Here is a 24298-nt window from a genome sequence, read left to right as displayed (position 1 = left end):
CAATTATTCATGAAATCATGATGATGATCACATCTGTGTTGTTATTTAATTTTCACCAGATAAAAATGTTCCAGAACCGAGGGGCGGCTTTTTGCCAGTATAAACTTTGCTTTCAGTTTGGTGATGTGGTAATAATCAAATTGCTTCAGTATTTCTAAATTGTATTTGCTTTTGAGATAGGGCAGCTCAGATTCGTGGGTATAGATCACCGTCTCTTTTTGATCCTTTGTCTCTTCAAGATCAGCATCGTCGTATAGATATTTAACTTCTTTATTTGCATAGAAATCAAAAGAGAAAGCATGGTCATATCTGAAAACAGCCGGGATGGCTTTTATGTCGTTTGCCTGCAGCCATTTACCCGCTTCCATGCCCGACTGGTATTTTAAAATAGAAGGATAAAAGAACAGGTAAAGAAAGCTCATTATCCCAATTGATAAAACTGCACCTCTGCTTACAATGGTTTTAATGGATGCCCCTTTAAACAGTAAAAAAGCACTAACTGAGGTGATTAGTAAAATTGCAAGTGCCGCCCCATAAAACTGAAATTTGAAACAAACTGCAATTGTGCCAAGCAGTAAAACTACAATTAGGAAGATCACATTTTGTATAATAAGGAATGTTTTGATCCTCTTTTCACTGATCCTCACTAAATATAAGGCAGTAATAATTGAAAACTGAGGGAATATGACCAGTATATAATGTGGAAGCTGAAATTTAGAAAATGAAAACAACAAAAAGGTAATAAATGCCGAACTCCAGATGATAATCGTTTCGGGTGGAAGAACACTTCTTGAATGTTTTTTAAATAAGTCGACTATACCCACGTAAAACAGTACAGACCAAGGTAAAAACGCCCATAAAGTAGTGTGCAGGAAAAAGGATAGATCACCTTTTCCTTTAATTGGGCCGGTATTAAAGAAACGTCCAAACTGACTATCCCAGAAAAAGAACCTAAGCCCTGATACCCCTTGCTGTCCAAATACTGTTTTTTCAGGATGCAGGTCAAATTGCACATACAGGGAATATAGTTCGGGAGTTATAAAAATTAAAATAAGTGTAATGGCGATCCACCATTTCGGTTTTAACAATTCCTTTAATTGTCTGGTTATAGCCCAGTAAATAATAAAACCACAAAATATCGGAACCAGGACAAATATCCCTTTAACCATTACTGCGCAGGCTGCAAAAAAAGACCCTGCAACAATATGTAAAAAAGATTTTTGACGTGCCCTGTCGTAATGGTAAATGGCCGCTGTAACAAAAGCCGCAAGATAAGCTTCTGCTCTTACATCAGAATTGGAGATCAATACGTGCAAACTTGTCAGAAATATAATAGCACTGATCAGGGCAGTTTTCCTGTTAAAATAATCTGCAGTAAAACGATATAGATAAAACGTTCCCATCAGACTGATTAAAAAGGAAGGGAGTTTGTAAGCAAAAGCAGATATCCCAAAAAGCTTAAAACTTGCAGCAGCGAGCCAGAAAGGAAGATGCGGCTTATCCAGCCAGTCTTTGCCATGTACATAAAGGTTAAGCCAGTCGTTTCTTAGGATCATATTTTTAGAAATGCTGGCATATAAGGCTCCATCCGGTTCCATCACTTCATTAGATAAGGAAAAAAAGCTAATAGCAATCAGCACCGAGATCAGCACTTTATAACACCTGTCTTCAGACAATTTTAAGGATATCATACTTAGCTAAAGTATCCTTAAGCTATAAGCTGATGATTAACTTATTAATACCTAATAGTTAACGATTAACGGCCAGCTTGTTCTATGATTATGATTTTATTTCCGTTTTATGGTGGTAAAAAACTTTATTTTACGATTCTTTTCAATTGTATAATGGATACCTCCATCCGCGCTGTAAGAAGCACCAGCATTTTGTTCAGTAGCTTCATCATGATACATGAACCCATAAGCTCCTTTTTTTGAAGCAGATTTTAACACCAAAACATAGCGGCTGCCTGCCACAACAGGAATATCTGGACGAACGATAACATTTGAGGGCGACCAGCTCACCGAATCTTTAGGGATGTTAATGGTTTTTAGCGGTTTCCCAACAGGAAGTAAGGAGGCATCTGCCTGATACATCATTATAATCAGATCTGCATCAGGATCATTGTTCTGGAATGTAGTAATCGAAACGGTATTCAGAATTCCTGTACGGCTTGCCCTAAAGCCCTGTCCACGTTGAATCTCATTACTAATGTCGCAAAAGCCTTTGAAGTTTTTAATCCCCGTATCATTATCCACGTCCTTAATCACCTGCTGTTTTCCCTTGCTGCCTGTTGCAAGCGAAAGCGTAACCTCATTCTTACAGACCATCGGAAGTATAGATCCATCCTCGGCAAAGTTTAAAGGTGCCCAGTAAAAATTAGCAAGAGATTCATTTTTTGCAGCATTATTCCATAGGTCACTTCCGTAGAGGTAGATCATGCCCGAAGTTAATTTTATCGGCGAAACAAATGATGGTTGGCCTCCGCAAGAATTATTACTGATCTGAATTCCTTCAGACCATGGGCCTAACGGTGTTTTGGCCGTTCGGTAAGAAGTACCGGTTCCAGCGCAATAGCCACAGTTAGGGTCTGAATAAGTAAGGTAATAAATCCCCTTTCTTTCAAATAAAGAAGGAGCTTCTGTTTGCCCCGGTGTAATCGCTTTGGTAACTGTTCCACTGCCACTTAGGTAATCATCATTCAATTTTTCAATCACTATTGTCCCTTTTGATCTCCAATCGGTATAGGCGAGGTAGCCGGTCCCGTCTTTATCTACAAAAGTATCATGATCACCATTGTTCAATCCAGCGGCAGGAGCATCTGCGTTCACCGCCAATTTTGGTTCTGCAACTTCAGTAAACGGACCTGCTGGGTTTTTACTGGTAAATACCCGAAATCCTGAAACATTGTCGTAAACATTAATCCATAGTACATATAAAGAAGTCTTTTTGTTAAAAATTACATGCGGGCGAAAACAGCCATAAGTGCTTCCATTACACCTCGACTGCCACAGTGGAGTCTTTGCATCAAATAAAAAACCTTTGTCTGTCCAATGCACCATGTCTGTCGAAGTATAGGTTTTAAATCCACAAAAAGGTGCTTCTTTTTTACCCCACTGAAAACCGCACCCATAACTTGTGCCATACAGGTAATAAACACCTTCAAAAAATGCAATCTCTCCATCATGAGCATCAATGGCTTCTCCAACCGTACTAAACCTTGTAACCTGTTCAGAAGCATCATTGAAATTCCGAAAAGTAGCCTTTGTTTGCCCTTGAGCACTTACTGATAACAAGGCGATTGTAAACAGGATTAGCACAGCTAAATTGGATTTTTTGAAGAAGTACTGCATATTACACATGAAACACGATTGTTTAACTATTATCTATAGGAATAAACCAAATTTAAAGATTAAACACTTAAGCAAACTGTCCAATTTGATTAAAGAAATGTACTTTTTGATAAAAATCATCCAGAGGCTGCAGTGCTTTTTCTGAGTTTTATTCTATATTTAGCTAAACATGTAGCTTATGAAAGATGAAATAGAACAGTATTTGGCAGCACCCGGAAAAAAAGTATCCCTTAAAAACTATGATACCCGCTACAGGGGGAATCTGGAGAAAGAAGAAGGAAAGGAAAGGCTGGAAGAGATTAAACTTAAGTTAAATGCTGCTCAGGAAACACTATATGCAGAAAATACGCGCTCTGTATTAATTATTTTTCAGGCGATGGATGCTGCCGGGAAAGATAGCGCCATACAGCATGTAATGTCTGGCTTAAACCCACAGGGTTGCCAGGTCTACAGTTTTAAGGCTCCAAATTCCGAAGAGTACGACCACGATTTTCTATGGCGTCATTGTAAAGCCCTGCCGGAAAAGGGGAGAATAGGAATTCATAACCGTTCCCACTATGAAAACGTCCTCGTTTGCAAAGTACATCCCGAATATGTACTTAATGAAAACATTCCCGGATATCAGGATGTAAAAAAGATAGACAATGCTTTCTGGAAAAAGCGTTATGACAGCATCAGGAATTTTGAACAACACCTAAATGAAAACGGAACAGTTATCATAAAAATCTTTCTGTATGTTTCTAAAGAAGAGCAAAAGCAACGGTTTTTAGATAGAATAAATGATCCGGCAAAGAATTGGAAGTTTGCTTCGGGTGATATCGCAGAACGCAAATTGTGGAAACAATACATGACTGCTTATGAGGAGGCAATAACAGCCACCTCAACAGAAAATGCCCCATGGTATATTATTCCGGCCGATCAGAAATGGTATGCACGATTGGCAATCAGCCATATACTGGCCGAAACATTCAAAAAGCTAAACCTTAAATTCCCGGTTCTGGCAAAAGAAGAAGCAAAGAAACTGGATGATATAAAAGCACAATTATTAGATGAAGAATAGTTAATTATACTTCATCCTGAATTTTTTAAGGTCAGGTACACTTTTACGTTTCCTTTCCAGCTCATGCGCATAAATTGTCCGGCCAAGGTTTTTCATAAAGGGAAAGCATACCGTATCGTATTCGTATTTGTTGTCATTAAAAATGCCGTCCTCATTTGATTGAACAACGGCCGTAAGAAAGAATTCAATATTATTTTTGAAATCTACGAAATACGAATTGTCGATAATGAAACCGTAGGAGTCGCCATATTTATTAAATATCCTGATGTTCGAATCAATTTGAGCATCCTTATCCCTGCCATAGTACAGCATTTTGGCGTATGTTGGCCAAAATTCTTTAGGGTCATAAGCAGGGTAATCACTTTCAGTCGGCAATTTGCTCATATAAGTATAGATCAGTTTGTAATCGGCAGGCGTTAAATTAAACCGCTCCTTAATAGGGAAAGCCTCCGGATATATCAGTTTCCTCATCATCGCCTGCTGATCAGAAATGCTAAAAGCATTCTTATTTTCGAGGTTAAAAGGCTTATTTACCAGTTTATCTGTGCTGTCGAGATAACCCGTACCCATAACTGTATTTGTTAATGAAAGCACATATTCTTTAGGATCGTACTGTTCGGCCTGGCTGTACACCAGTTTATCTCCGTTATAGAATTTAATAGGATTGGTGTGTTTTGCCGTTTCACCCGCATCACCTATAGCCAACCGGTTTAAGATACGGCTGTTGTTAAAACCGTATTTCTTCAATTTGCTGTTAATTTCAGCGCGACCAATAAACTCGAACAATCGGTTAAATGCATCATTATCGCTGGTAAGTAATATCTTTTTGATGTAATGCTCAATAGAAGGCAGTCCATTTTTAGCAGTGCTATCACCCAGGACTTTAGTTTGAGCAGTATATGAACTGTCGGTAATCATGGTGCTTTTGGCGGTAAACCCGGCTATTTTAAGTTCATTTACTTTTTCAAGTGCAAAAATTACGGCTGCCAGTTTAACTGTACTTGCGGGGTAAAAGTACCTGTGGTCGTCCAGGTTATAACTATAGGTTTTAAAAACTGGCTTATGCCTCGCATCCCTGTCGATCTGAGTATAAAGAACCTGGATCTGGTTCTTTTGCGGATGGTTTAATACCCCTGCAAAAAGATCGGGGTGTTTAAGCATTAATTGCGCTATAAATGTAGTATCTGTTTTCTGAGCCATTGCATTCAGGCTAACCATAACAAGTAAAAAGGAGGCAAACTTCATCATCATAATAACAATAATAATGGGAATAAATATAAGGATAAAACGCGATTGTGAGCTGTTTTTACTATTAGTTAATTTTTGTGCAAATTGACTATAAAATAATGGCAAAATCAATCCCTGTTTTTAGGGATTTTATTACCTCTAATACATTATTACTACGTATATTTAACTGATAATTACAATCTTTATTATTGCTTTCAAAATATGAGTCAAAACGTCCTTATCCAAAGTAAGATTGATGATGCTATAGCTAAAATTTCTGCAATAGCAGAGGAACTGCCTGGCGTTGTTATTTTGCACGACCTTAGGGACTGGTCAGTTGCCTGGATGTCTGAAAGAGGGCTGCAGCAACTTGGCGTTTCTCTGGAGGATATCACCAAAATAACTGCCGAAGAATATTATACCAGGTATTTCAATGGAGATGACGCTAAAGATTATGTTCCTAAAATACTTGGCTTAATAGAGCAAAATAACGATGAGGACCTGTGTACTTTTTTTCAGCAGGTTCGTTTCTCAAATTCAAGCGACTGGAACTGGCATATGTCTAGCGTAAAGGTTTATATCAGGGACGAGGAAAACAAGCCATTGCTTGTCATAACAATCGCTTTACCGATTGATTCGATGCACCACATGACCGTTAAGGCATCTCGGCTGCTCGAAGAGAACAACTTTCTGCGCAACAATTACCACCATTTCACTAAATTAAGTTCCCGGGAACGTGAAATCCTGGGTTTAATGGCATTAGGTAAATCCTCTTCAGAAACAGCAGAAAAGCTTTTTATTTCAACAAGCACCGTCGAAACACATAGAAAAAACATCAAGCAAAAACTCAACACGCACTGTTATTACGAGATCTGCCAATATGCAAGAGCATTCGATTTAATATAGAAAGCTAATCAGGCTTGCTTCAAGGTAATTATTTAAGTACATTTGCAACGCTTTTGGTTCCCGATGTGCTTATTCGGGATTAAAAGGGAATACGGTGTAAATCCGTAACTGTCCCGCAGCTGTAAGCTTCATAACGGTGTTCAAATCAAGGCCACTTTTTCTGATCCTTTAAAAGGGATTAAGGATTGGGAAGGCAGAATAATCGGAAGTAAGTCAGAAGACCTGCCATAAGTGGTAATATTTCATAGCTTTCGGGGATTGAAGCTTGGAGTGAGTGCTTGTTTATTGTATTTCATTTCCTTGATCTAACTGTTTGCTGTGGGTAATAAGCTCACAACAAAATGAAAAGAAGTAAAAACGCTTTTACAGGCGTAAAGTCTATTTTTTTTACTTTTCTGGCTATTATATGGCTGGGCATGTTTATGGCTGTTCAGTCGTTTGCCCAAACCGATTCCATAAAACGCAACACTACAGATTCTGTAAATAAGGTTAATCACCTTAAAGAAGTACAGATCAGGAAAATAAAGATCACCAAGAGACAAACTTCTTCAACACCCTTACAAATATTATCAGGGGCAGAGCTCGAAAAACTAAACAGCCTTTCAGTAGCTGATGCTGTTCGTTTCTTTTCTGGTGTGCAGCTTAAAGATTATGGTGGCATTGGTGGTTTAAAAACCATTAATGTGCGCAGCATGGGCACTAACCACACCGCAGTTTTTTATGATGGCGTGCAATTGGGCAATGCACAAAATGGCCAGGTAGACCTTGGTAAATTCTCATTGGATAATATCGAAGAGATAGAACTTTATAACGGACAAAAAAGCTCCATTTTTCAATCTGCAAAGGGATTTGCCTCAGCCAGCTCACTATATCTTACGTCAAAACAACCGGATTTTCCAGCCGGTAGAACCCAAAAAATTCGTGCATCAGTAAAAGGAGGGTCATTCGGGCTTATAAATCCATCTTTATTGTGGCAAAGTAAAATAAGTAAGAATGTTTACAGCACCTTAAGTGCGGAATATAAAAATGCCAATGGCAAATATAAATTCCGATCTACCAATGGAGTATACGATACTACAGCAGTAAGAAAAGACGGTTACATTGAAACGATGAGGTTGGAACTGGGATTAAACGGAGTATTGCCCGACAGTAGTAAGTGGAAGGTAAAACTATATGGTTATAAAGACAACCAGGGCTTGCCGGGTGCGGTTGTCAACAACGTGTTTGCATTTTCACAACGGATGTGGAATAAGAACTTTTTCGCTCAATCTTCATATGAAAAGAATGTAGGTAAGTACAGTTTGCTGGCAACAGCCAAATATGCAAATGACAATCAACGTTACTTAAATCCGGATATCGTAACAGTTGATGGATTACAGGAAAACAATTTTCATCTACAGGAAATATACGTGTCTCTGGCCAATAAGTTTAAAATTACCAATTACTGGGATGTTGTATTGTCTACAGATTACCAGCGGAATGATTTAAATGCAGACCTCTACCGCTTTTCATATCCCGTAAGAAACACCATCTTAACGGCTTTGGCTACCCAATTTCGCTTTGCTAAATTTGACATTCAGGCCAACTTATTAAGCACCCTTAAGTACGATAAGACTCAAAGCGGACCGGCAGATGAAAATAGAAACGAACTAACACCAACGGTTATGCTCTCATGGCAGCCTTTTAATCAGAAAGAGTTTAGACTGCGTTCGTTCTATAAAAGCATTTTCCGTATGCCAACCTTTAACGACCTCTACTACACCAATTACGGATTTACCGTTTTAAAACCCGAGTATACAAAACAATACGATTTAGGGTTTACTTATATAAAAGGGTACGAGGGTAGGATATTGAGCCAGTTTTCTATACAGGCGGATGCCTATTATAACAAAGTTAAAAACAAAATAGTTGCCGTTCCGGGAAACAGTCAGGCAAGATGGAGTATGCAGAACCTCGGGCTTGTAGAAATCAAGGGGATAGATGTGAACATACAATCTGCATGGCAGCTTACCGATTACATTAACTTTACAACAGGTCTTACCTATACCTATCAAAAGGCAATAGATGCAGATAAAGCCTCAGCAAGCTATAAGGATTTAATTCCTTACACGCCAATTCACAGCGGATCATTTTTAGCAAGTGCAGCGTATAGAAATTTCTCAATGAATTACAGCTTCATTTATACCGGAGAACGTTATAATCAAAGTACAAATAACGTATACAACTATGTACAACCATGGTATACTCATGATTTAGCCTTGCATTGTAACACAAAAATAAATAGCCGGGAAATTCGCCTTACCGCAGAAATCAATAACCTGTTAAATCAGGATTATGAAGTGATTACGAACTTCCCTATGCCCGGTCGCTATTATCGTTTTGGATTAACCTATAACTATTAGCACTTATGAAAAAGAATAAATTACTTAATGCCATTAGTTTAGTACTTCTAATTACTACAGTTGGACTTACGGTATCTTGTCGTAAAGACCTTAAGCCGGTACCTGAGCAACAAGAGAGCCTTTTACCTCCTGATCCATCCGCTCAGGTTAAAGGATTTTATATCGTGAACGAGGGCAATATGAATATGAACAAGGCATCTTTAGATTACCTTGATTATACTACCGGAATTTACAGAAGAAACATTTATAATGAGGTAAACCCCGAAATAGTAAAGGGATTAGGTGACGTTGGTAATGATATAGGGGTTTATGGCTCCAAGCTATATGTAGTAGTTAACGTATCCAATAAAATTGAGGTTTTGGATGTTAAAACCGGTAAACGAATCAAACAAATTAACATCACCAATTGTCGGTATATCACATTTAACCAAGGCAAAGCTTATGTGAGCGCGTATCTTGGTACAGTAGGAGATCCTAATGCACCATTAGGAATTGTAGCCCAAATAGATACTGGCTCCTTAACAGAAATAAAAAGGGTAAATGTTGGCCGGCAGCCCGAAGAAATGGCTATTGTAGGTCAAAAGCTTTATGTAGCAAATTCAGGCGGATATAGTCCTCAGAAATACGAAAGAACCGTTTCTGTTATAAACCTGAATACATTTTCTGTCACCAAACAAATAGATGTAGCCATCAATTTACACCGATTAAAGTCTGATAAATATGGTGATCTTTATGTAACCTCAAGAGGGAATTATTTTGACATCCCCTCAAAAATGTTTGTAATAGACACCAAAACAGATCAGGTAAAAAAGACTTTTAACATCGCGGTAAACAACCTGGCTATTGATGGAGATGTCGCTTATTACTATGGTTCAGAATGGAACTATAATGAAGCGAAATACACCATAACCTACGGTATGCTCAACGTAAAAGACGAAGTAATACTCAATCAGAAGTTCATTACAGACGGAACAGAGAAATCAATTACCATTCCTTATGGAATAGCTGTGCATCCCATTACCAGGGAAGTTCTGGTTACGGATGCCAAAAATTATGTTTCACCAGGCACACTTTACTGTTTTGATCCCAGCGGGAAAAAGAAATGGTCGGTCACTACCGGAGATATTCCCGCTCACTTTGCATTTGTATATAAATAACCATATCTAAATTAAAAATGAAGTTCAATCAAAACGCAATTCTTGGTCTTTCAGCAGTTTTACTTTTCCAGCTGTGTTTAAGCTCCTGTTCAAAGGACGACAAAACTATTGATGAAGATACTTACGTACCGCGTCCAATAACTAGTACGAGCAGTAAGTTTATCACCAAGATCTATGAATATCAGCCGGCTCCTGGTCAATTTATAAATGAGTCTCTGGGCAGTCCTGAGGGCGCGCAGAAAATTATAGGTGATGTTAGAAATACCATTTTGGTATCGTTGGGCGCCTATGGAGGTTTCATTACGTTTGGGTTTGATCATTCTATAATTAATAAAGATGGAAATGACCTGGCTATTTATGGAAATCCTTTAGGCCCAATACAACAATGGTCTGAGCCAGGCATTGTTCAGGTTAGTCAGGATAAAAATGGAAACGGTTTACCCGACGATGAATGGTATGAACTTGCAGGAAGTGAGCATACGGCCGCCACAACAATTAAAAACTATGAAATCACTTATTATAACCCCAAAGCAACAGCAAATGTAACCTGGAAAGACAATCAAGGTAAAGCAGGAAGCGTTGAGGTAAATAGATTTCATAACCATAACTATTATCCGCTTTTCGCTGCAAACCAGGATAGCATCAAATTTAAAGGAACTCTGCTGAAATCAACATGGGGTAAAATAGAGAGCATTTTCGTAAACCTCGCATTTGAATGGGGATATACAGATAGCTATTCAACCGGCGATGATTACGATAACAAACGTTACAACTCATTCGATCTATCCTGGGCCGTGGATAAAAACGGCAACAAAGTAAATCTTACTGCTGTTGATTTTGTAAAGGTATATACTGGTCAAAATGAAAAAGGAAACACTTTACTTGGCGAAATATCTACAGAAGTAGGGGGTGCCGCTGATTTAAATATAAAATAAGTAATTATCTATAAGATGAACTATAACAAACTCATACTTTGCTTTTTAGGCGGGTTTATTACACTAACCATCGCCTGTAAAAAAGATAAAGTTAACGGTGGCGATGAACCCGAAGCTTTAATGCCAAAAGAAACCATTGGCGTTTATATGTTGTGCGAAGGCACCATGAATAACAATAATGGCGCTATTTCATACTACAATGTCAAAACAGGCGCATCAGAAAAGGATTACTTTAAAAAAGTAAACGGATATGCATTGGGCGAAACCGCGAATGATTTACAGCGCTACGGCAGTAAAATGTACTGTGTAGTTTCAGGAATACAAGGAGGTAAAAACTCTTATCTGGAAGTTATAGACGTTGCTACAGGAAAATCATTAAAGAGAATTCCTTTCTTTGATGCTGACGGCGAATATATGCCACGTTATGTAGCTTTTAACAAAAACAAAGCTTATGTATCTGGTTATGATGGAAAAATCACCCGTGTAGACACAGCAACTTTAGCTATTGACTCAAGAGTTGCAGTGGGTGGGGCACTTGAAGGGCTGGCCGTAGTAAATAACAACATCTATGTTACCAATTCCGATCATCCGATTCATCCCAACGGCAAAAAGGATGTAGTTTCTGTTGTGGATCTAACCACATTTACAAAAACACAGGATATCGAAGTTATCCATAATCCGGTTAGGATCGCAGCAGCAGGAAATGGAGATTTATTGGTAATTTCATGGGGTAATTACGACGACATCAATCCAGGTTTAACACGAATTAGCAGTACAACAAACAAGGTTACAGGTAACTACGAATACAGCGCAGGAGCATTGGCAATAGGAGGTAATACTGCTTATTTAAGTCTGGATTGGGGTGCATCTATAAAACCATTTGATGTAGGCACCGGTGTAATGGGTAAGGAGTTTATCACAGACGATACCATTATCGGGAGCATTTACGGAATAACCTTGAATCCGGTAGGTAACGAAGTTTACATAGGGGACGATAAAAATTATGCAACAGAAGGAAAAGCATTTTGCTTTGGTGCCGATGGTAAAAAGAAGTTTGAGTTTGCAACCGGCCCTTTACCACAACATGCAGTATTTAATTACGGATATTAATAAAAATATATAAAAACAATAATCATGAATAAACCAGTACTAAATTATAGAAAACCAGGATTGCTCGCAATCCTTGGTTGTGTTTTAGGATTAGCATCCTGTAAAAAAGACAGGCTTCCTGCATTAGATCCGCAACCCGTTTCTACAGCCGGTGTGTATGTATTGTGCGAAGGATTTTTTGGCGGGACAAACAATAGTACCATCACTTATTACGACATTGCTAAAAACGAAGTCACACAAGATTATTTCAAACTGAAAAATGCAATTCCTTTGGGAACTAATGCCGCCGATTTAAAACAATATGGCAGCAAAATGTATTGCGCTGTAACAGGAGCAAAAGACACCAAGCAGGATTCCTATATTGAAGTCATTAACATAGTAACAGGAAAATCTATTAAAAGAATCCCCTTCTTTGATGACAGTAAAGATTTTATGCCTCGCTTCATAGCTTTCTATAAAAACAAAGCATATGTGTCTGGTTACGATGGTTACATTAGTAAAATTGATACGGCAAGTCTGGCTGTCGAATCAAGAATTCAGGTTGGTGGTGCATTAGAAGGTTTGGCAATAGTAAACGGCAAATTATATGTAACAAACTCTGATCAGTTTGATTACCCTAGTCCCAATAGCACATCAGTTTCTGTGGTCGATCTAACAACATTTACAAAGAAATTAGACATCAATGTTGGTTTTAATTCTACAAAAATTGCAGCAACTGCAAATGGCGATCTGTTTACAGTTGTAAAAGGAAATTATGCAGATATTCCAGCTCAACTGGTTAAATTGAGTAGCGTAACGGATAAAAAAGTTAGCTCTAATGAAGTTAGTCTCGAGTATTTGAACATTACAGGAACAAAAGGTTTTGTAATTGGTGATTACCTAGATCCATATCTTAAAACATTCGATATATCAACTGGCACACTTAATGGAAATTTTGTTACAGATCAGACTGCAATTAAAACCCCTTATGGCATCACTGTAAATACGCTAAACAATGATGTTTACATTGGAGATGCTGCAGGTTATGCAGTTACGGGCAAGTTCTTCTGTTTCGGTGCCGATGGTAAAAAGAAATTTGACTTTGCTACAGGTACTTTACCTCAAAGTGCGGTATTCAATTACAACTATAAATAACGATATTGTATTCCTTAAGTAAACCTGTTATGAACATTAAACATTACCTACTTTTCGCCTTATTGAGCATTAGTGTTCTATCTGCCTGTACAAAAGACGAGGATGCAGAGCAGGCTCCGGTGGTTAAAATGAAAATTGAAGATAGCCCTATAAACGGCAAGGTCAATGAAAAGATCGCATTTTCAGCTTTTAATGTCAACGATAAGGTTTATGATCAGGAATGGAAATTAGAAGGTGAAGTTACCAGTAATACCTCCACTTACGATTTTACCCCGCTAAAAGCAGGTATATATAACATAGAGTACACTGCTACAAATAGCAGTGGCTCTTTTAACTATAAATATGTGGTTAATGTTGGCATCCCAACAGTGCCTTCAAATCCTGGAAGCAATAATTACGTAACCAAAGTATTTGAATATTTACCAGCTCCGGGGCAATTCACCAATAAATCTCTAGGAACACTAGAGGGTGCAAAAAGCATCGAGGGTAAAGAGGGTATTGTATCTCTGGGTGCCTGGGGTGGATACATTGTACTCGGTTTCGACCATACGGTGATCAATGAAAATCAGAAAGACGACATTGTTATTTATGGCAATGCCCAGTCAAACTGGGCAGAACCCGGAGTAGTATGGGTAATGCAGGACGAGAATGGAAACGGTAAACCTGATGATACCTGGTACGAGCTAAAAGGAAGTGAGTTTGGCAAGGAAGGATACGTTCGCGATTACGAAGTAACTTATACAAAACCAACTACAGGCGGCAGCGTATCATGGAAAGACAATAAAGGAAAAACCGGTGTAGTTACCATTGCAGGGGCTACCTCACAGGCATTTCCATCATGGGTAGAAGGTAACGAATACACACTTAAAGGCACATTGCTGCCTTCCTCGGGCATTAAACCTGAAACGCCAACATATATTACCAGTGCACCATTTGAATTTGGGTATGCCGATAATAAGGTAGGTGGTGACAATATAGATATTGCCAATGCTATCGATAAAGACGGTAAAGTGGTACATCTTGCCGGCATAGATTTCATCAAAATTCAAACGGGTATCCAGGCAGATCTTGGCTGGTTAGGCGAACTGTCGACCGAAATATTAGGTGTTGCCGATTTAAACCTGGCTAAATAATTTCCCCAATTAATAATTAAATCAATTTTATAATAAGCCGCTCCAAAGAAATCAAAACAATTAAATGAACAACTTTAGTTTAAAAAAATCGCTTTTACTTGCAGTATTAGCCGGAACTCTATTTTCTTGTAAAAAAGACAACAACCAAGAAATTCAACAACCTGAGCAAGGAAAATTCGAAGACGGATTCTTTGTGATTAACGAAGGCTGGTATGGTCATGGTACAGGTTCAGTAACCTTTTTCGACGCTGTTTCAGGCACATTAAAAGACAGCGTTTTTCAGAAAGAAAACCCTGGAAAAGACTTTGAGCCTAAAAGCTCAACCATTCAGTTTGCAACCATATTCAATAAAAATTTATATGTAGTAAGTAAAATAGGTGGCCCTGTTGTAGTAGCTGATGCTAAGACACTTAAAGAAATTGGCCGTATTCCTGCATCGCCTCAAAGCGATTGGCGTGCTTTTGTAGGTCTCGACGAAAACAATGGCCTTTTAAGTAGCAGCAAAGGTATCTTTAAAGTCAACCTTAAAACTTACGCCGCTACACAACTTGCCGGAACCAGTGGCCAAACAGGAGATATGTTTAAAGCTGGAAAATACGTTTACACCCTTTCTCAATCAGAGGGAGTAGTAATTTACAATGCTGCAGATCTTACAGTAGTTAAAAAAATAAAAGATGTTACGCTGGGTTTTGCTCAAACTCCAAACAATAAAGTATGGTATACAAAAGGAAAATTCCTTTATAACTCCGATCCTTTAACCTTAGCTACCGATAGTGTAGAATTGCCTTTCACACCTGTAGGCACATGGTTTGCCTGGTTTTCATCGCCAATAATCGCATCTACCCAAGAAAACACCGTTTACCTGTTAAAATCGCCGGGATTTGGCGGGGGTAAAATGCTGTACAGATATATCGAAGGAAATAAAGCATCACTTGACCAGCCTTTTATAACCACTCCTGATAAGCAGTCATTCTACAAAAAGAACCTTGGTTATTATGCTAAAACCAACCAGATTGTAACCACAACAGTTCAAGACGGTTATGGAACCAATTATGGCGTAAACAACATTTACTTTTACGATGCCACATCGGGTAACTTAGTTAAAAAGATTCCTTACGAAGGATATTATTTCCCGGCAACGTTTGTGTTTCATTAAAATATAACGGTTTTCATAATAAATGCCTTGTTTTTTTATACCATAGAAATAATATAACTTTGTGTTATAATTTTAAAAATATGTCTGAATTTAAATTCAATCCACGTACTGCCATTCTTTTGCTAATTATTGTAGTGATCAGCCTCATTCGTGTTGCTGCACCACTTTCTGATAATTTCAAAGAAATTGCAAATTTCTCTGCAGTAGGGGCGATAGCCTTATTTGGAGGAGCATATTTTAATAACAATTATAAAGCCTTCGGATTTCCCTTGTTGCTTTTATTGTTAAGCGATATTTTCATCGCAAAAACATCTGGTTACGGCTTCTTTTATGCAGGCTGGTACTGGACCTATATCGCGTTTGTGCTAATGGTTCTGGTTGCCAAGCTCATCATTAGAAAGGTAACGGTATTAAGTTTCCTTGGTGCATCTGTATTAGCAGTTCTGGTACACTGGATTGTTGCCGATATTGGTGTGATGTATTTCCCGGGATTGTACGAGCCAACCCTGGCAGGATACATTAAATGCTTAGGCGCAGCAGTACCTTACGAAAGGTTATTCCTTTACGGAACACTTGCTTACGGTGCCGTTATGTTCGGTGCATTTGAGGTATTAAGAGCCAAGTATCCCCGTTTAAGTTTATCAGCAAATACAGCGGTATAATTGTAATTAAAGTATTTATTATATTAATATTATATTGAAATATTGAAGGCTGTTCTAAAGAACAGCCTTTTAAATTTAAAAGGAAATTAGTTGTGGTCAGTCATACTGAAGTAGCTCGTCATCCTGAGAACCGAATAGCACACCCCGTCATCTCGGGGAATTCGTCATATCGACGATAGGAGAGATCTCTTGATCACTAAATAGCTGTGCCAGGCAAATTGGCATAACCAAGAGATCTCTCCTATCGTCGATATGACGACCGCGGAAAGGGCATTTGCAATTGCACAGCCTTTTAACCAAACAGCTAACTCAAAAACCAAACAACTCTCTATGAAAAGAAAACTTGTAGTATTAACCGGAGCAGGCATCAGCGCCGAGAGCGGTTTAAAAACCTTCAGAGATACCGATGGACTGTGGGAAGGATACAACGTTTACGATGTAGCCACACCAGAGGCCTGGAAACGCAATCCTGCAATGGTACAAGACTTCTATAATCAAAGAAGGAAGCAAGTGCTGGAAGCAAAGCCAAACGCCGCTCACAAAGCCCTTGCTGATCTCGAAGAGTTTTTCGATGTACACATCATTACCCAAAACATAGATGATTTGCATGAGCGTGCCGGATCAACAAAAGTTACCCATTTACACGGCGTAATTACCCGCTCACAATCAGATCTGAACCCCGATTTAACTTACCCGATAAACGGATGGGAGCTTAAAACAGGGGAGTATTGTGAACTTGGCGCGCAACTAAGGCCACATGTAGTTTGGTTTGGAGAAGATGTGCCTATGATAGGCCCCGCTACCTCAATTTGCTCAAAAGCCCATGTTTTTATGCTGATAGGCACTTCTCTGGCCGTTTATCCGGCAGCAGGTTTAATAAATTTTGTTCCGCGTACCACAGTTAAATACATAATTGACCCTAAAATACCTGAGGTAGACCATTATAAAAACATAGTTAAAATAGAAAAAACCGCAACCGCCGGAGTAGCCGAAGTGGTAAAAATGTTAACCGCTACATAATGGTAATACCCACATTCCAGCCAATCCAACCCTTAGCCCTTTTGCTGATGTAATCATGCTTTGCGGGCGCTATGTTTTGTTTGTAGCCTTTGCCGCTTGAACCTTCAGGAGCTTCTGTAGAGTAAATAGAATAAACCGGTCCGCCAAATACGGTTATACCTTTAACCAACTGAATCTGGAGGTTGGTCTGGAACCTGTGCAGGAAATTGGAGTAATCCCAATTGCCCAGATACAAATATTGAGAGGTGATCTCGGCCGCTACAGAGAATCTGTTGCTGAATATAAAGTCGTGGCCAAAGCCTAAACCCGCAGTTTCAATATTAGCAGAATCGGCAAAGTTTTTTCCAGCCAATATGATGTTGTACAACTTTGCATTCCCCATTTTAAAAGAAACATTCGCATTTATGGTCTCATTTGTAGAGAAACTAAGCTTATGATAGCCATTCTTAACAAAATTGATCAGGCCTAGGCTATAGCCATCCGATTTTCCTGAAATATTTACGATACCAATCTGAAAACCATCCATTTCCTTAGCATAATTAAACAAACCGGCAATCTGAGTCCCCTTCATTCGTTGTGAGGTGATGTTACCAAGACCTGCTATTTGCATTCCATTAAGGTTTTTAGAAGCCAGATTCCCAAGCCCTGCAATCTGAAAACCCTTTGTGTCCTGAGATACCACATTGATCAGGCCTGCAACTTGCATACCTTTCGCATCCTTGGATACCACATTGGCAAGCCCTGCAATCTGAAAACCTTCGGCCTTCTCTTTCACGTGGTTAAGCAAACCAGCAACCTGCACACCTTTAACACTCGTTCTTACATCATTAAGCACCCCAGCCACCTGTACACCATCTACAGAGCCGCCCACGCCATTAAACACACCGGCTACCTGCAACTTCTTCACGTTTCCTTTGGTAATGTTAAACACACCGGCCACCTCAACACCATCTGTTCCGGCAGTATAACCACCTAAAATATTCAGTGATACTTTATTTATCACCTGCGAACTCATTATCCCATGTGTACTTAAACCGGGGGTAAGCGAAGCCTGAAAGGGGGTGTTTGCAAAGAAATCAGGAATATTTAAACTCTGCATTCTTTGTTTTGAAGAAATAAAGAACCTGCTGATTCCCGAGTTCTCAATCGAATTAAAAAACTCACTGCCCTGCTCAGAATCTTCCTCTTTATAACCTTCGGGCTTAACTGTAATATCAGCCAGAAAAACCAGCGAAGTATCCCTGTAGGTATCTTTACTGGCCGTTAAAGTAACGTCCGTATGTTCACCCTTAAAGCGAAGCCTGAAATAACCCTCGTTATCCGTAAGTGTCGATTGGAGTAAACGTTTTTCGTAAACGCTTGCCTGTTTTATTTTTTTGCCCGTTTCCGTATCAATAACATATCCGCTAATGATGTACAGTTTATCCGCGCTGGTAATATTTTCGGGTTCAATAGTCAGGTGGTTGGCTGCATAGCGAAGTATAATGTACTGTCCGGTTTCTTTATAATCCACTTTTCCGTTAAATAAGCGGTCAAGTATGTCTCTAACCTGCATATCCTTCACCTTCAGGGTTACTATGCTATCCTGCTTAAATAAAGAGCCTGTGTACGAAAAATAGAAATCGCCTGCCTTACTCATTTTGTTGAGCACCTCAGAAATCGGTTGTTGTTTTATATCCAGATTAACCCTTCTGTCCAAATTACGGAGGTAATTGGTTACGGACGACTGGGCCTTACAATATCCGGTTATAAATAATAGGGCTATGATTATTTTTAATCTCATTATTTAATTTTAGACAGCGTGATCTGTCCATCGTTACGATCTATTTTTAAATTCTGCATAGTCTCTTTAATATACCCCAGGTTTTTATCTAATTGATTAGCCTCTTCAAGCGTAGTATTAAGTGTTTCATTGGCAATAGAAGGGTCTTGTATAACGATATGCACATCATAAGCCTCATTTAAAACCTCTACCACCTTCCAAAGAGGTGTTTTATAGAATACAAACTTTCCGCTGCGGTAATAGCTATACAGCTGATCTGTATTCTGCTCTTTAATCAATTTAGGCGATACCTCTTTAATCAAAACTTTCTCTCCTTTATGCAGCTCTACCATTTCATTGCCATTGCTCACTTTTACAATACCTGTTTCTACAATTACCTCAGTTTCTCCTTTTAAGTGTTTCACATTAAAGGAAGTACCAACAACCGTTACCGATACTTTATTAATCTTTATTACAAAAGGTTTTGATTTATCGTGCGCCACATTAAAAAACACATCACCTTGTTTAAGCCTCACACTGCGTTCGTCTTTAAAATCTGTCACATAGCTGATCTGCGAGTTTTTATTCAAAGTTACTTCCGATCCGTCGGGAAGGTGTTCAACGATCACCTTATTGCTGGCCACAAGATCCGTATAATTTGCGGGGCCAAATACATTGTACATCATCCATGCTCCGGCTACTAAAACCAATACAGCGGCAATTTTTAACCACCCGAAATTTTGCTTAATTGGTCGCACAATAGCTTCCTTTGATCCCGAAGCCGTTCTTGCTTTGAATTTTGTCCATGCCTGTTCTTCATCAACATTGCTGGTAGTACTTAAACTTTTACTTGCAGTCCAGATTCTTTCCAGCTGGGTAAATTCGGCCCTGTTAGAGGTAGCCTCATCCAGCCATTTTTGTACAGCAATACTTTCTTCTTCACTTGTTTCTTTTAAAAGAAACTTTATCAATATTTCCTCGGTCATCTGTTCCTCTTAATTAAAAAAATCTTTGTAATACATGATTATGCCTGGTAAAATGAGCGTGATGAAATCGGCCAGTTTCAAACGCAATATCTTTAAAGCTTTGCCCATCTGGTTTTCTACTGTTTTAATAGAAAGATCCAGTTGCTCGGCTATTTCTCTGTATTTCAATTCCTCAAACCTGCTCATCTGGAAAATGGTTCTGCAATGCTCAGGTAATTCATTTAACGCCTCCTGCAGCTTATATTGAAGTTCAGTAAGCTCTACTCTTGATGATGCAGCTTCATGATGATCGTTCATGGTATATGCGGCAAAATCCTGGTATTTCGTTTTAACTTTTTGGTGTTTAAGGTAGTTTAAGCTATCGTTATAAACACATTTGTACAGATATGCTTTTATTGATGTCTGCACGTTTAACAATTCTCTCTTTTCCCAGAATTTAAGAAACATAGATTGTACAATTTCTTCCGCAGTGTCTTCGTCCCTAAGCATTACATTGGCATAGGAGTGAAGCTCTTTATAATGCGCTTTGAACATTTGCTCAAATGCTTTATCATCATATTGATGCAGAAGGGCGGTTTTTTGATTTATCACTGGTTTGTTTCTTACTACTTTAATTTATTGCTGGTCTGTTCAAATATATTAGTTTTTTTTAAGCGTTGTCCCACATGGTCGTCATCCTTCCTCGTCGGCGATCGTCATCCTGAATTTATTTCAGGATCTCGGAAGCGCTATTACGCCTTTCTAGTGAGAGATCCTGAAATAAATTCAGGATGACGTGGCGATTACCCAGGCGTGCCCGCCCGCCCCTAAATCTCAATCCGCTTTAAAATCTCAATCCCTGACGCGCTATTCACTGTTATCAAATCAATGTACTCTACCTTTGGGAACCAGAACGAACCACCATTTACCCTAACAAAAACCCGTTTCAACAATAAATCCTTGCCCTCATCCTTTATATAAATCTTATATTTATTATCAATTTCAGACCTTTTAAGATACAATGGCAGCTTTTTATACGCAACCAACCTGATCTCAAATTCCCCATTCTCCAAAGCTTTACATTTTACCCCATAGGCAAACCTGCGCTCAATACCGGTCAGCTCTTTGTATTTGCCTTGCTCTGCATACCTGATCCACGATCCTTTAACTGGGTTTTCACGATCCAAAACCCCTTCACTTTTAAAGTTAAGCTCATAAATTACCGTATTGGCATCAGGGTTTCTCTGCAGAAAAAACAACAGGTTTTCTCCAATAGGAGTAGGCAGGGCCGAGGTTTCAGCTTCAACCGCTTTCTTTAAAGGCTGGCTTAAAACATCTAACGACTCACTAAGCAATAAAATGATCACCAGCAGCATACCTGCAAACTTTAAAACCTTTATTCCCTTGTTCTTAAGGTAAGTTGCTTTATCTAAAACCGGAGCTTTATCGGCCTGCTCAATATTGGCAAGTTTGTGTCTGTAAATCTTACCCGGACTGGCAAAAATGAAGAAAAGCATTTCTTTAATCCCATCGCTCTGCTTCACATCCTTTATCATGTCCCTGTATTCATGAAAGTTCAAAATAAAAGGATTCGTTTTATTGCCTACAGGCGTAGTAAGGCCATACACGGGCTTTTCTTCTTCATATTGAAAAGTGCCAAACAAATGGTCCCAGATCATAAACGTAGCACCAAAGTTCTTATCCAGGTATTTCTCCTGACTGCCGTGATGCACCCTGTGGTTAGATGGCGTACCAAAGTACTTTTCAATAAAAGGATGCAATTTTCCAATGGCTTCGGTATGTACCCAAAACTGATATAACGTGCTCAACTGACTGGCAACAAAGAATATAACCGGGTTAAAACCCATTAAAGCCACCGGTATAAAAAATACAGTTTTAAAATGCTGCACCCAGCTTTGTCTGAAAGCCACCGTTAAATTGTAATGCTCGGCCGAGTGGTGCACTACATGTGTTGCCCAAAAGAACCTGTTGAAATGAGATATGCGGTGCGACCAGTAACTGCAGCAGTCATAAATGATAAAACACGGAATCAGGCTCCACCAGCTCAAATGCATGCGCCATGGCAAAACATTGTAAATCCACACTGCACCGTAAAGCAATATTGCTTTCATTAAAAGGTTAACAGCTAAATTTCCAAGGCCAATGAAAAGTGAACCTATGGTTTCTTTCTTCTCATAGCTTTTATGTTCAGCAAAGTGAGAAAATCCACATTCCAAAGCCGTGCAAAAGAACACCAACGGCAATGCATATATCAGTAAGTCGGGGGCACTTTTCTCTAGCTGATGGATGTCATTAATCGGAATTCTTGCTGCTCCGAATGTAGAGATGAAGTTTTGCCAAATTGATTGAAGTGAAGCCATGACCGTAGTTTTTAAAATTTAATTACTTTTCCAGAACCGCTGATATCGGAATTAACCTGTGGACTACCCCAGTAGTATACTTTACCGCTGCCGCTTATTGCAGCCTTTAACAGATCCTGTACTTTGATTTTCACATCACCACTTCCAGATATGTCTATGTCGGCATTTTTAGCATTTAGCTTCTCCAGATCTGCATTGCCAGAACCTGAAATATCTACTTTTGCCTGTCTGGCATTAAAGGTCTCGTCAACCTCAATTTCTCCGGATCCGCTAAGAGAAGCCCTAAATGTATCAACATCAGGAAACTGACCTTTTATTTCAACCTCCCCGCTACCGCTTAACGAAACACGGTCTATCAAAGGCATGGTAATAAATACCTCAATATCGTCATGTTGTACACTTGTGCGCTCATATTCCAGATACAATACGCTGCTCATAACCTTGGTTTTAAAGTGAGGGATCAGGTTGTCAGATCCTTTTAATACCACCTTAAAATCGGCGCCATAAACCACATGGACAGGGTTGGAGCCACTTGCATTTATACCGGTAAAGTTTCCTGGGTTACGTTCCTCTGTGATCTTATCACCGCTGGCTGTTAGTCTGTCTTTTGAACAGGAGATAAAAAGCAGACTGATGTAAACGTACAATAATAGGTTTCTCATAGTAATTTGGTTTTTGTGTGTTATAAACGATGATTGTTAATTTCAATTAAAGGTTGCATTAGGTTAAAAGATTACCTGAATACCTCCGGTATAGCCTACATATAGTCCCTGGAAGTCGTTTCCTTTGTTACCCCATTTAGATATGTAGTGCTTGTTTAAATCTTTACCCTCAATGGTATTGGTGTTTACGTAGTTAAGAGACGGACCGCCATAGATCTCCAGAAATTTAGCGATCTTCAAAGCAGGTAATACGCGAAACGACGAACTAAAATATTCTCCATGTTTAAAGCTCTCTAAACTCATCGCCGTTAATTCAGTATTTAACCTGAAGCTGTTTGACTGGAAAAAATGAGCTCCCATACCGGCCTCAGCTGCATATACTTCTTTGTCGTTTTTAAAGTTGTATCCAACTCCCAGAATACCATAAAGTACTCTGCCTCCCGATCTGAAGGTTAGCATGGTGGTCAGGTTGTCGTTGGTGCTTACCCCAATACTTTTCTCCCCGTTTTTTATAATGTTTACAATACCTATCGGGAAATCACTGCTCTCTGCGATGTTTATAAAACCGGCTATCTGGGCGCCTTTAACCTTTTTGGCAATATTTATAAAGCCTGCAATTTGAGATCCTTTTACATCTTTGGCTACATTCATGAAGCCAGCCATTTGAGAACCTTTCACACCTTTTGCTATATTGATGAAACCTGCAAACTGAGATGCTGTTCCCCCTTTGGCCACATTGCCGAAGCCTGCAAACTGGGCACCATTCATTTCTTTAGCAATGTTGGCGAAACCAGCAAATTGAGCACCCTTTACATTCCCTGATGATATGTTGGCAAAGCCTGCAAAAGCAAAACCATCGCCACCGCCATAAGTGTTAAGGAAACCAGCAAATTGTCCGCCGTCTGCATTTTTGATTACATGATTAGAAAATCCTGCAAACAGGAACCCTTTGGCATCATGTAATACCACATTCGAAAGCCCTGCAAAGGCCAAACCACGTTCAGCTGCAGATACTCCGCCAAGTAAGTTAAAAGAAAGGTTATTGGTATCTAAAGGGGCATGTGTTCCGTTAGTACTTAAAGGATACACAATACCAATATGCATTTTGCCTGGCATTTGATTTTGCGCATTTGCAACTAGACCGGTAGCTAATAATACTGATGCTGTTATAAAAGATTTGATGTTCATTGTTGTCTTGTTTTAGAGTAAGACAACATGATTTACTTATACCCCTACGCAGGGGAGGAGAAATATTTAGCGGTCGCTATAAGGCGAT

General features: G+C 39.1%; 20 protein-coding genes and 1 riboswitch. Of the genes, 11 read left to right on the top strand and 9 right to left on the bottom strand.

The genetic code is table 11. The features are described 5' to 3' along the window. Positions 1-41: 41 nt before the first annotated feature. Both AC1DDK_RS08935 and AC1DDK_RS08930 read right to left on the bottom strand, forming a co-directional pair. Positions 42-1691 carry an ArnT family glycosyltransferase gene (locus AC1DDK_RS08935; RefSeq protein WP_288883743.1) on the bottom strand — a complete coding sequence of 550 codons (1650 nt, stop codon included), beginning with the start codon at positions 1689-1691 and terminating at the stop codon, positions 42-44. Between the two features lie 96 nt (positions 1692-1787). Further along, complete coding sequence (locus AC1DDK_RS08930; protein WP_288883744.1) at positions 1788-3350, bottom strand: family 43 glycosylhydrolase; 1563 nt, start codon at positions 3348-3350, stop codon at positions 1788-1790. 178 nt (positions 3351-3528) lie between these two features. Here AC1DDK_RS08930 and AC1DDK_RS08925 point away from each other — a divergent pair, with 178 nt between their 5' ends. Continuing rightward, the gene (locus tag AC1DDK_RS08925) at positions 3529-4410 is read left to right on the top strand and encodes a polyphosphate kinase 2 family protein (RefSeq protein WP_288883745.1); all 882 of its coding nucleotides are present in this window, start codon (positions 3529-3531) and stop codon (positions 4408-4410) included. On the opposite strand, the gene AC1DDK_RS08920 is transcribed toward AC1DDK_RS08925, so the two are convergent. Further along, a complete protein-coding gene (locus AC1DDK_RS08920; protein ID WP_288883746.1) occupies positions 4411-5661 on the bottom strand; it encodes a serine hydrolase in 1251 nt (416 codons plus the stop codon). A 198-nt stretch (positions 5662-5859) separates the two neighbouring features. Here AC1DDK_RS08920 and AC1DDK_RS08915 point away from each other — a divergent pair, with 198 nt between their 5' ends. The 10 genes from AC1DDK_RS08915 (at position 5860) to AC1DDK_RS08870 (ending at position 17252) form a co-directional block, all read left to right on the top strand. Further along, a complete protein-coding gene (locus tag AC1DDK_RS08915) occupies positions 5860-6543 on the top strand; it encodes a helix-turn-helix transcriptional regulator (RefSeq protein ID WP_337714876.1) in 684 nt (227 codons plus the stop codon). Between the two features lie 37 nt (positions 6544-6580). Continuing rightward, positions 6581-6787: riboswitch (cobalamin riboswitch) on the top strand. 97 nt (positions 6788-6884) lie between these two features. Continuing rightward, the gene (locus AC1DDK_RS08910) at positions 6885-8945 is read left to right on the top strand and encodes a TonB-dependent receptor (protein ID WP_337714874.1); all 2061 of its coding nucleotides are present in this window, start codon (positions 6885-6887) and stop codon (positions 8943-8945) included. A 5-nt stretch (positions 8946-8950) separates the two neighbouring features. Beyond that, complete coding sequence (locus tag AC1DDK_RS08905) at positions 8951-10102, top strand: YncE family protein (RefSeq protein WP_288883749.1); 1152 nt, start codon at positions 8951-8953, stop codon at positions 10100-10102. A gap of 17 nt (positions 10103-10119) precedes the next feature. Then, a complete protein-coding gene (locus AC1DDK_RS08900) occupies positions 10120-11037 on the top strand; it encodes a PKD domain-containing protein (RefSeq protein ID WP_337714872.1) in 918 nt (305 codons plus the stop codon). 15 nt (positions 11038-11052) lie between these two features. Next, positions 11053-12147 (top strand): YncE family protein, encoded by a 1095-nt coding sequence (locus AC1DDK_RS08895; RefSeq protein ID WP_288883751.1) that lies wholly within the window; start codon positions 11053-11055, stop codon positions 12145-12147. 24 nt (positions 12148-12171) lie between these two features. Then, positions 12172-13281: a YncE family protein gene (locus AC1DDK_RS08890; RefSeq protein ID WP_337714870.1), complete on the top strand. Its 1110-nt coding sequence runs from the start codon at positions 12172-12174 to the stop codon at positions 13279-13281. Between the two features lie 29 nt (positions 13282-13310). Next, positions 13311-14414, top strand: a complete 1104-nt coding sequence (locus AC1DDK_RS08885; RefSeq protein ID WP_172663282.1) for a cell surface protein — start codon at positions 13311-13313, stop codon at positions 14412-14414. A 64-nt stretch (positions 14415-14478) separates the two neighbouring features. Beyond that, entirely contained in the window at positions 14479-15570 is a 1092-nt protein-coding gene (locus AC1DDK_RS08880) for a DUF5074 domain-containing protein (protein WP_337714868.1), read from the top strand. A gap of 80 nt (positions 15571-15650) precedes the next feature. Next, positions 15651-16232: a DUF6580 family putative transport protein gene (locus tag AC1DDK_RS08875; RefSeq protein ID WP_172663280.1), complete on the top strand. Its 582-nt coding sequence runs from the start codon at positions 15651-15653 to the stop codon at positions 16230-16232. A gap of 330 nt (positions 16233-16562) precedes the next feature. Beyond that, positions 16563-17252, top strand: a complete 690-nt coding sequence (locus tag AC1DDK_RS08870) for an SIR2 family NAD-dependent protein deacylase (RefSeq protein ID WP_172663279.1) — start codon at positions 16563-16565, stop codon at positions 17250-17252. Here AC1DDK_RS08870 and AC1DDK_RS08865 read toward each other — a convergent pair. From AC1DDK_RS08865 to AC1DDK_RS08840, 6 genes are all read right to left on the bottom strand, one after another. Continuing rightward, the gene (locus AC1DDK_RS08865) at positions 17245-19035 is read right to left on the bottom strand and encodes a peptidase associated/transthyretin-like domain-containing protein (protein ID WP_477622599.1); all 1791 of its coding nucleotides are present in this window, start codon (positions 19033-19035) and stop codon (positions 17245-17247) included. The genes AC1DDK_RS08870 and AC1DDK_RS08865 overlap by 8 nt on opposite strands. Beyond that, positions 19035-20000 (bottom strand): FecR family protein, encoded by a 966-nt coding sequence (locus tag AC1DDK_RS08860; RefSeq protein WP_172663277.1) that lies wholly within the window; start codon positions 19998-20000, stop codon positions 19035-19037. Before AC1DDK_RS08860 ends, AC1DDK_RS08865 begins: the two co-directional genes overlap by 1 nt. Before the next feature lie 9 nt (positions 20001-20009). Beyond that, positions 20010-20591 (bottom strand): RNA polymerase sigma-70 factor, encoded by a 582-nt coding sequence (locus tag AC1DDK_RS08855; protein WP_288884351.1) that lies wholly within the window; start codon positions 20589-20591, stop codon positions 20010-20012. A gap of 215 nt (positions 20592-20806) precedes the next feature. Next, positions 20807-22360, bottom strand: coding sequence for a DUF4833 domain-containing protein (locus AC1DDK_RS08850; RefSeq protein WP_288884352.1), 1554 nt, complete (start codon positions 22358-22360; stop codon positions 20807-20809). A gap of 11 nt (positions 22361-22371) precedes the next feature. Next, positions 22372-23022 (bottom strand): head GIN domain-containing protein, encoded by a 651-nt coding sequence (locus tag AC1DDK_RS08845; RefSeq protein WP_172663275.1) that lies wholly within the window; start codon positions 23020-23022, stop codon positions 22372-22374. A 63-nt stretch (positions 23023-23085) separates the two neighbouring features. Beyond that, on the bottom strand, positions 23086-24210 hold the full coding sequence (locus tag AC1DDK_RS08840; protein ID WP_288884354.1) for a hypothetical protein: 1125 nt from the start codon (positions 24208-24210) through the stop codon (positions 23086-23088). Positions 24211-24298 lie beyond the last annotated feature (88 nt).

This window comes from Pedobacter sp. 05T44 (genome assembly GCF_056395985.1).
Note: the sequence above shows the minus strand (reverse complement) of the source record. Positions and strands in the feature narration are given on the sequence as shown.

Bases quoted from the DNA above. Each gene is read 5' to 3' on its own strand.
- AC1DDK_RS08935 (WP_288883743.1), bottom strand. From the start codon at position 1,691: ATGATATCCTTAAAATTGTCTGAAGACAGGTGTTATAAAGTGCTGATC.
- AC1DDK_RS08930 (WP_288883744.1), bottom strand. From the start codon at position 3,350: ATGCAGTACTTCTTCAAAAAATCCAATTTAGCTGTGCTAATCCTGTTT.
- AC1DDK_RS08925 (WP_288883745.1), top strand. From the start codon at position 3,529: ATGAAAGATGAAATAGAACAGTATTTGGCAGCACCCGGAAAAAAAGTA.
- AC1DDK_RS08920 (WP_288883746.1), bottom strand. From the start codon at position 5,661: ATGATGATGAAGTTTGCCTCCTTTTTACTTGTTATGGTTAGCCTGAAT.
- AC1DDK_RS08915 (WP_337714876.1), top strand. From the start codon at position 5,860: ATGAGTCAAAACGTCCTTATCCAAAGTAAGATTGATGATGCTATAGCT.
- AC1DDK_RS08910 (WP_337714874.1), top strand. From the start codon at position 6,885: ATGAAAAGAAGTAAAAACGCTTTTACAGGCGTAAAGTCTATTTTTTTT.
- AC1DDK_RS08905 (WP_288883749.1), top strand. From the start codon at position 8,951: ATGAAAAAGAATAAATTACTTAATGCCATTAGTTTAGTACTTCTAATT.
- AC1DDK_RS08900 (WP_337714872.1), top strand. From the start codon at position 10,120: ATGAAGTTCAATCAAAACGCAATTCTTGGTCTTTCAGCAGTTTTACTT.
- AC1DDK_RS08895 (WP_288883751.1), top strand. From the start codon at position 11,053: ATGAACTATAACAAACTCATACTTTGCTTTTTAGGCGGGTTTATTACA.
- AC1DDK_RS08890 (WP_337714870.1), top strand. From the start codon at position 12,172: ATGAATAAACCAGTACTAAATTATAGAAAACCAGGATTGCTCGCAATC.
- AC1DDK_RS08885 (WP_172663282.1), top strand. From the start codon at position 13,311: ATGAACATTAAACATTACCTACTTTTCGCCTTATTGAGCATTAGTGTT.
- AC1DDK_RS08880 (WP_337714868.1), top strand. From the start codon at position 14,479: ATGAACAACTTTAGTTTAAAAAAATCGCTTTTACTTGCAGTATTAGCC.
- AC1DDK_RS08875 (WP_172663280.1), top strand. From the start codon at position 15,651: ATGTCTGAATTTAAATTCAATCCACGTACTGCCATTCTTTTGCTAATT.
- AC1DDK_RS08870 (WP_172663279.1), top strand. From the start codon at position 16,563: ATGAAAAGAAAACTTGTAGTATTAACCGGAGCAGGCATCAGCGCCGAG.
- AC1DDK_RS08865 (WP_477622599.1), bottom strand. From the start codon at position 19,035: ATGAGATTAAAAATAATCATAGCCCTATTATTTATAACCGGATATTGT.
- AC1DDK_RS08860 (WP_172663277.1), bottom strand. From the start codon at position 20,000: ATGACCGAGGAAATATTGATAAAGTTTCTTTTAAAAGAAACAAGTGAA.
- AC1DDK_RS08850 (WP_288884352.1), bottom strand. From the start codon at position 22,360: ATGGCTTCACTTCAATCAATTTGGCAAAACTTCATCTCTACATTCGGA.
- AC1DDK_RS08845 (WP_172663275.1), bottom strand. From the start codon at position 23,022: ATGAGAAACCTATTATTGTACGTTTACATCAGTCTGCTTTTTATCTCC.
- AC1DDK_RS08840 (WP_288884354.1), bottom strand. From the start codon at position 24,210: ATGAACATCAAATCTTTTATAACAGCATCAGTATTATTAGCTACCGGT.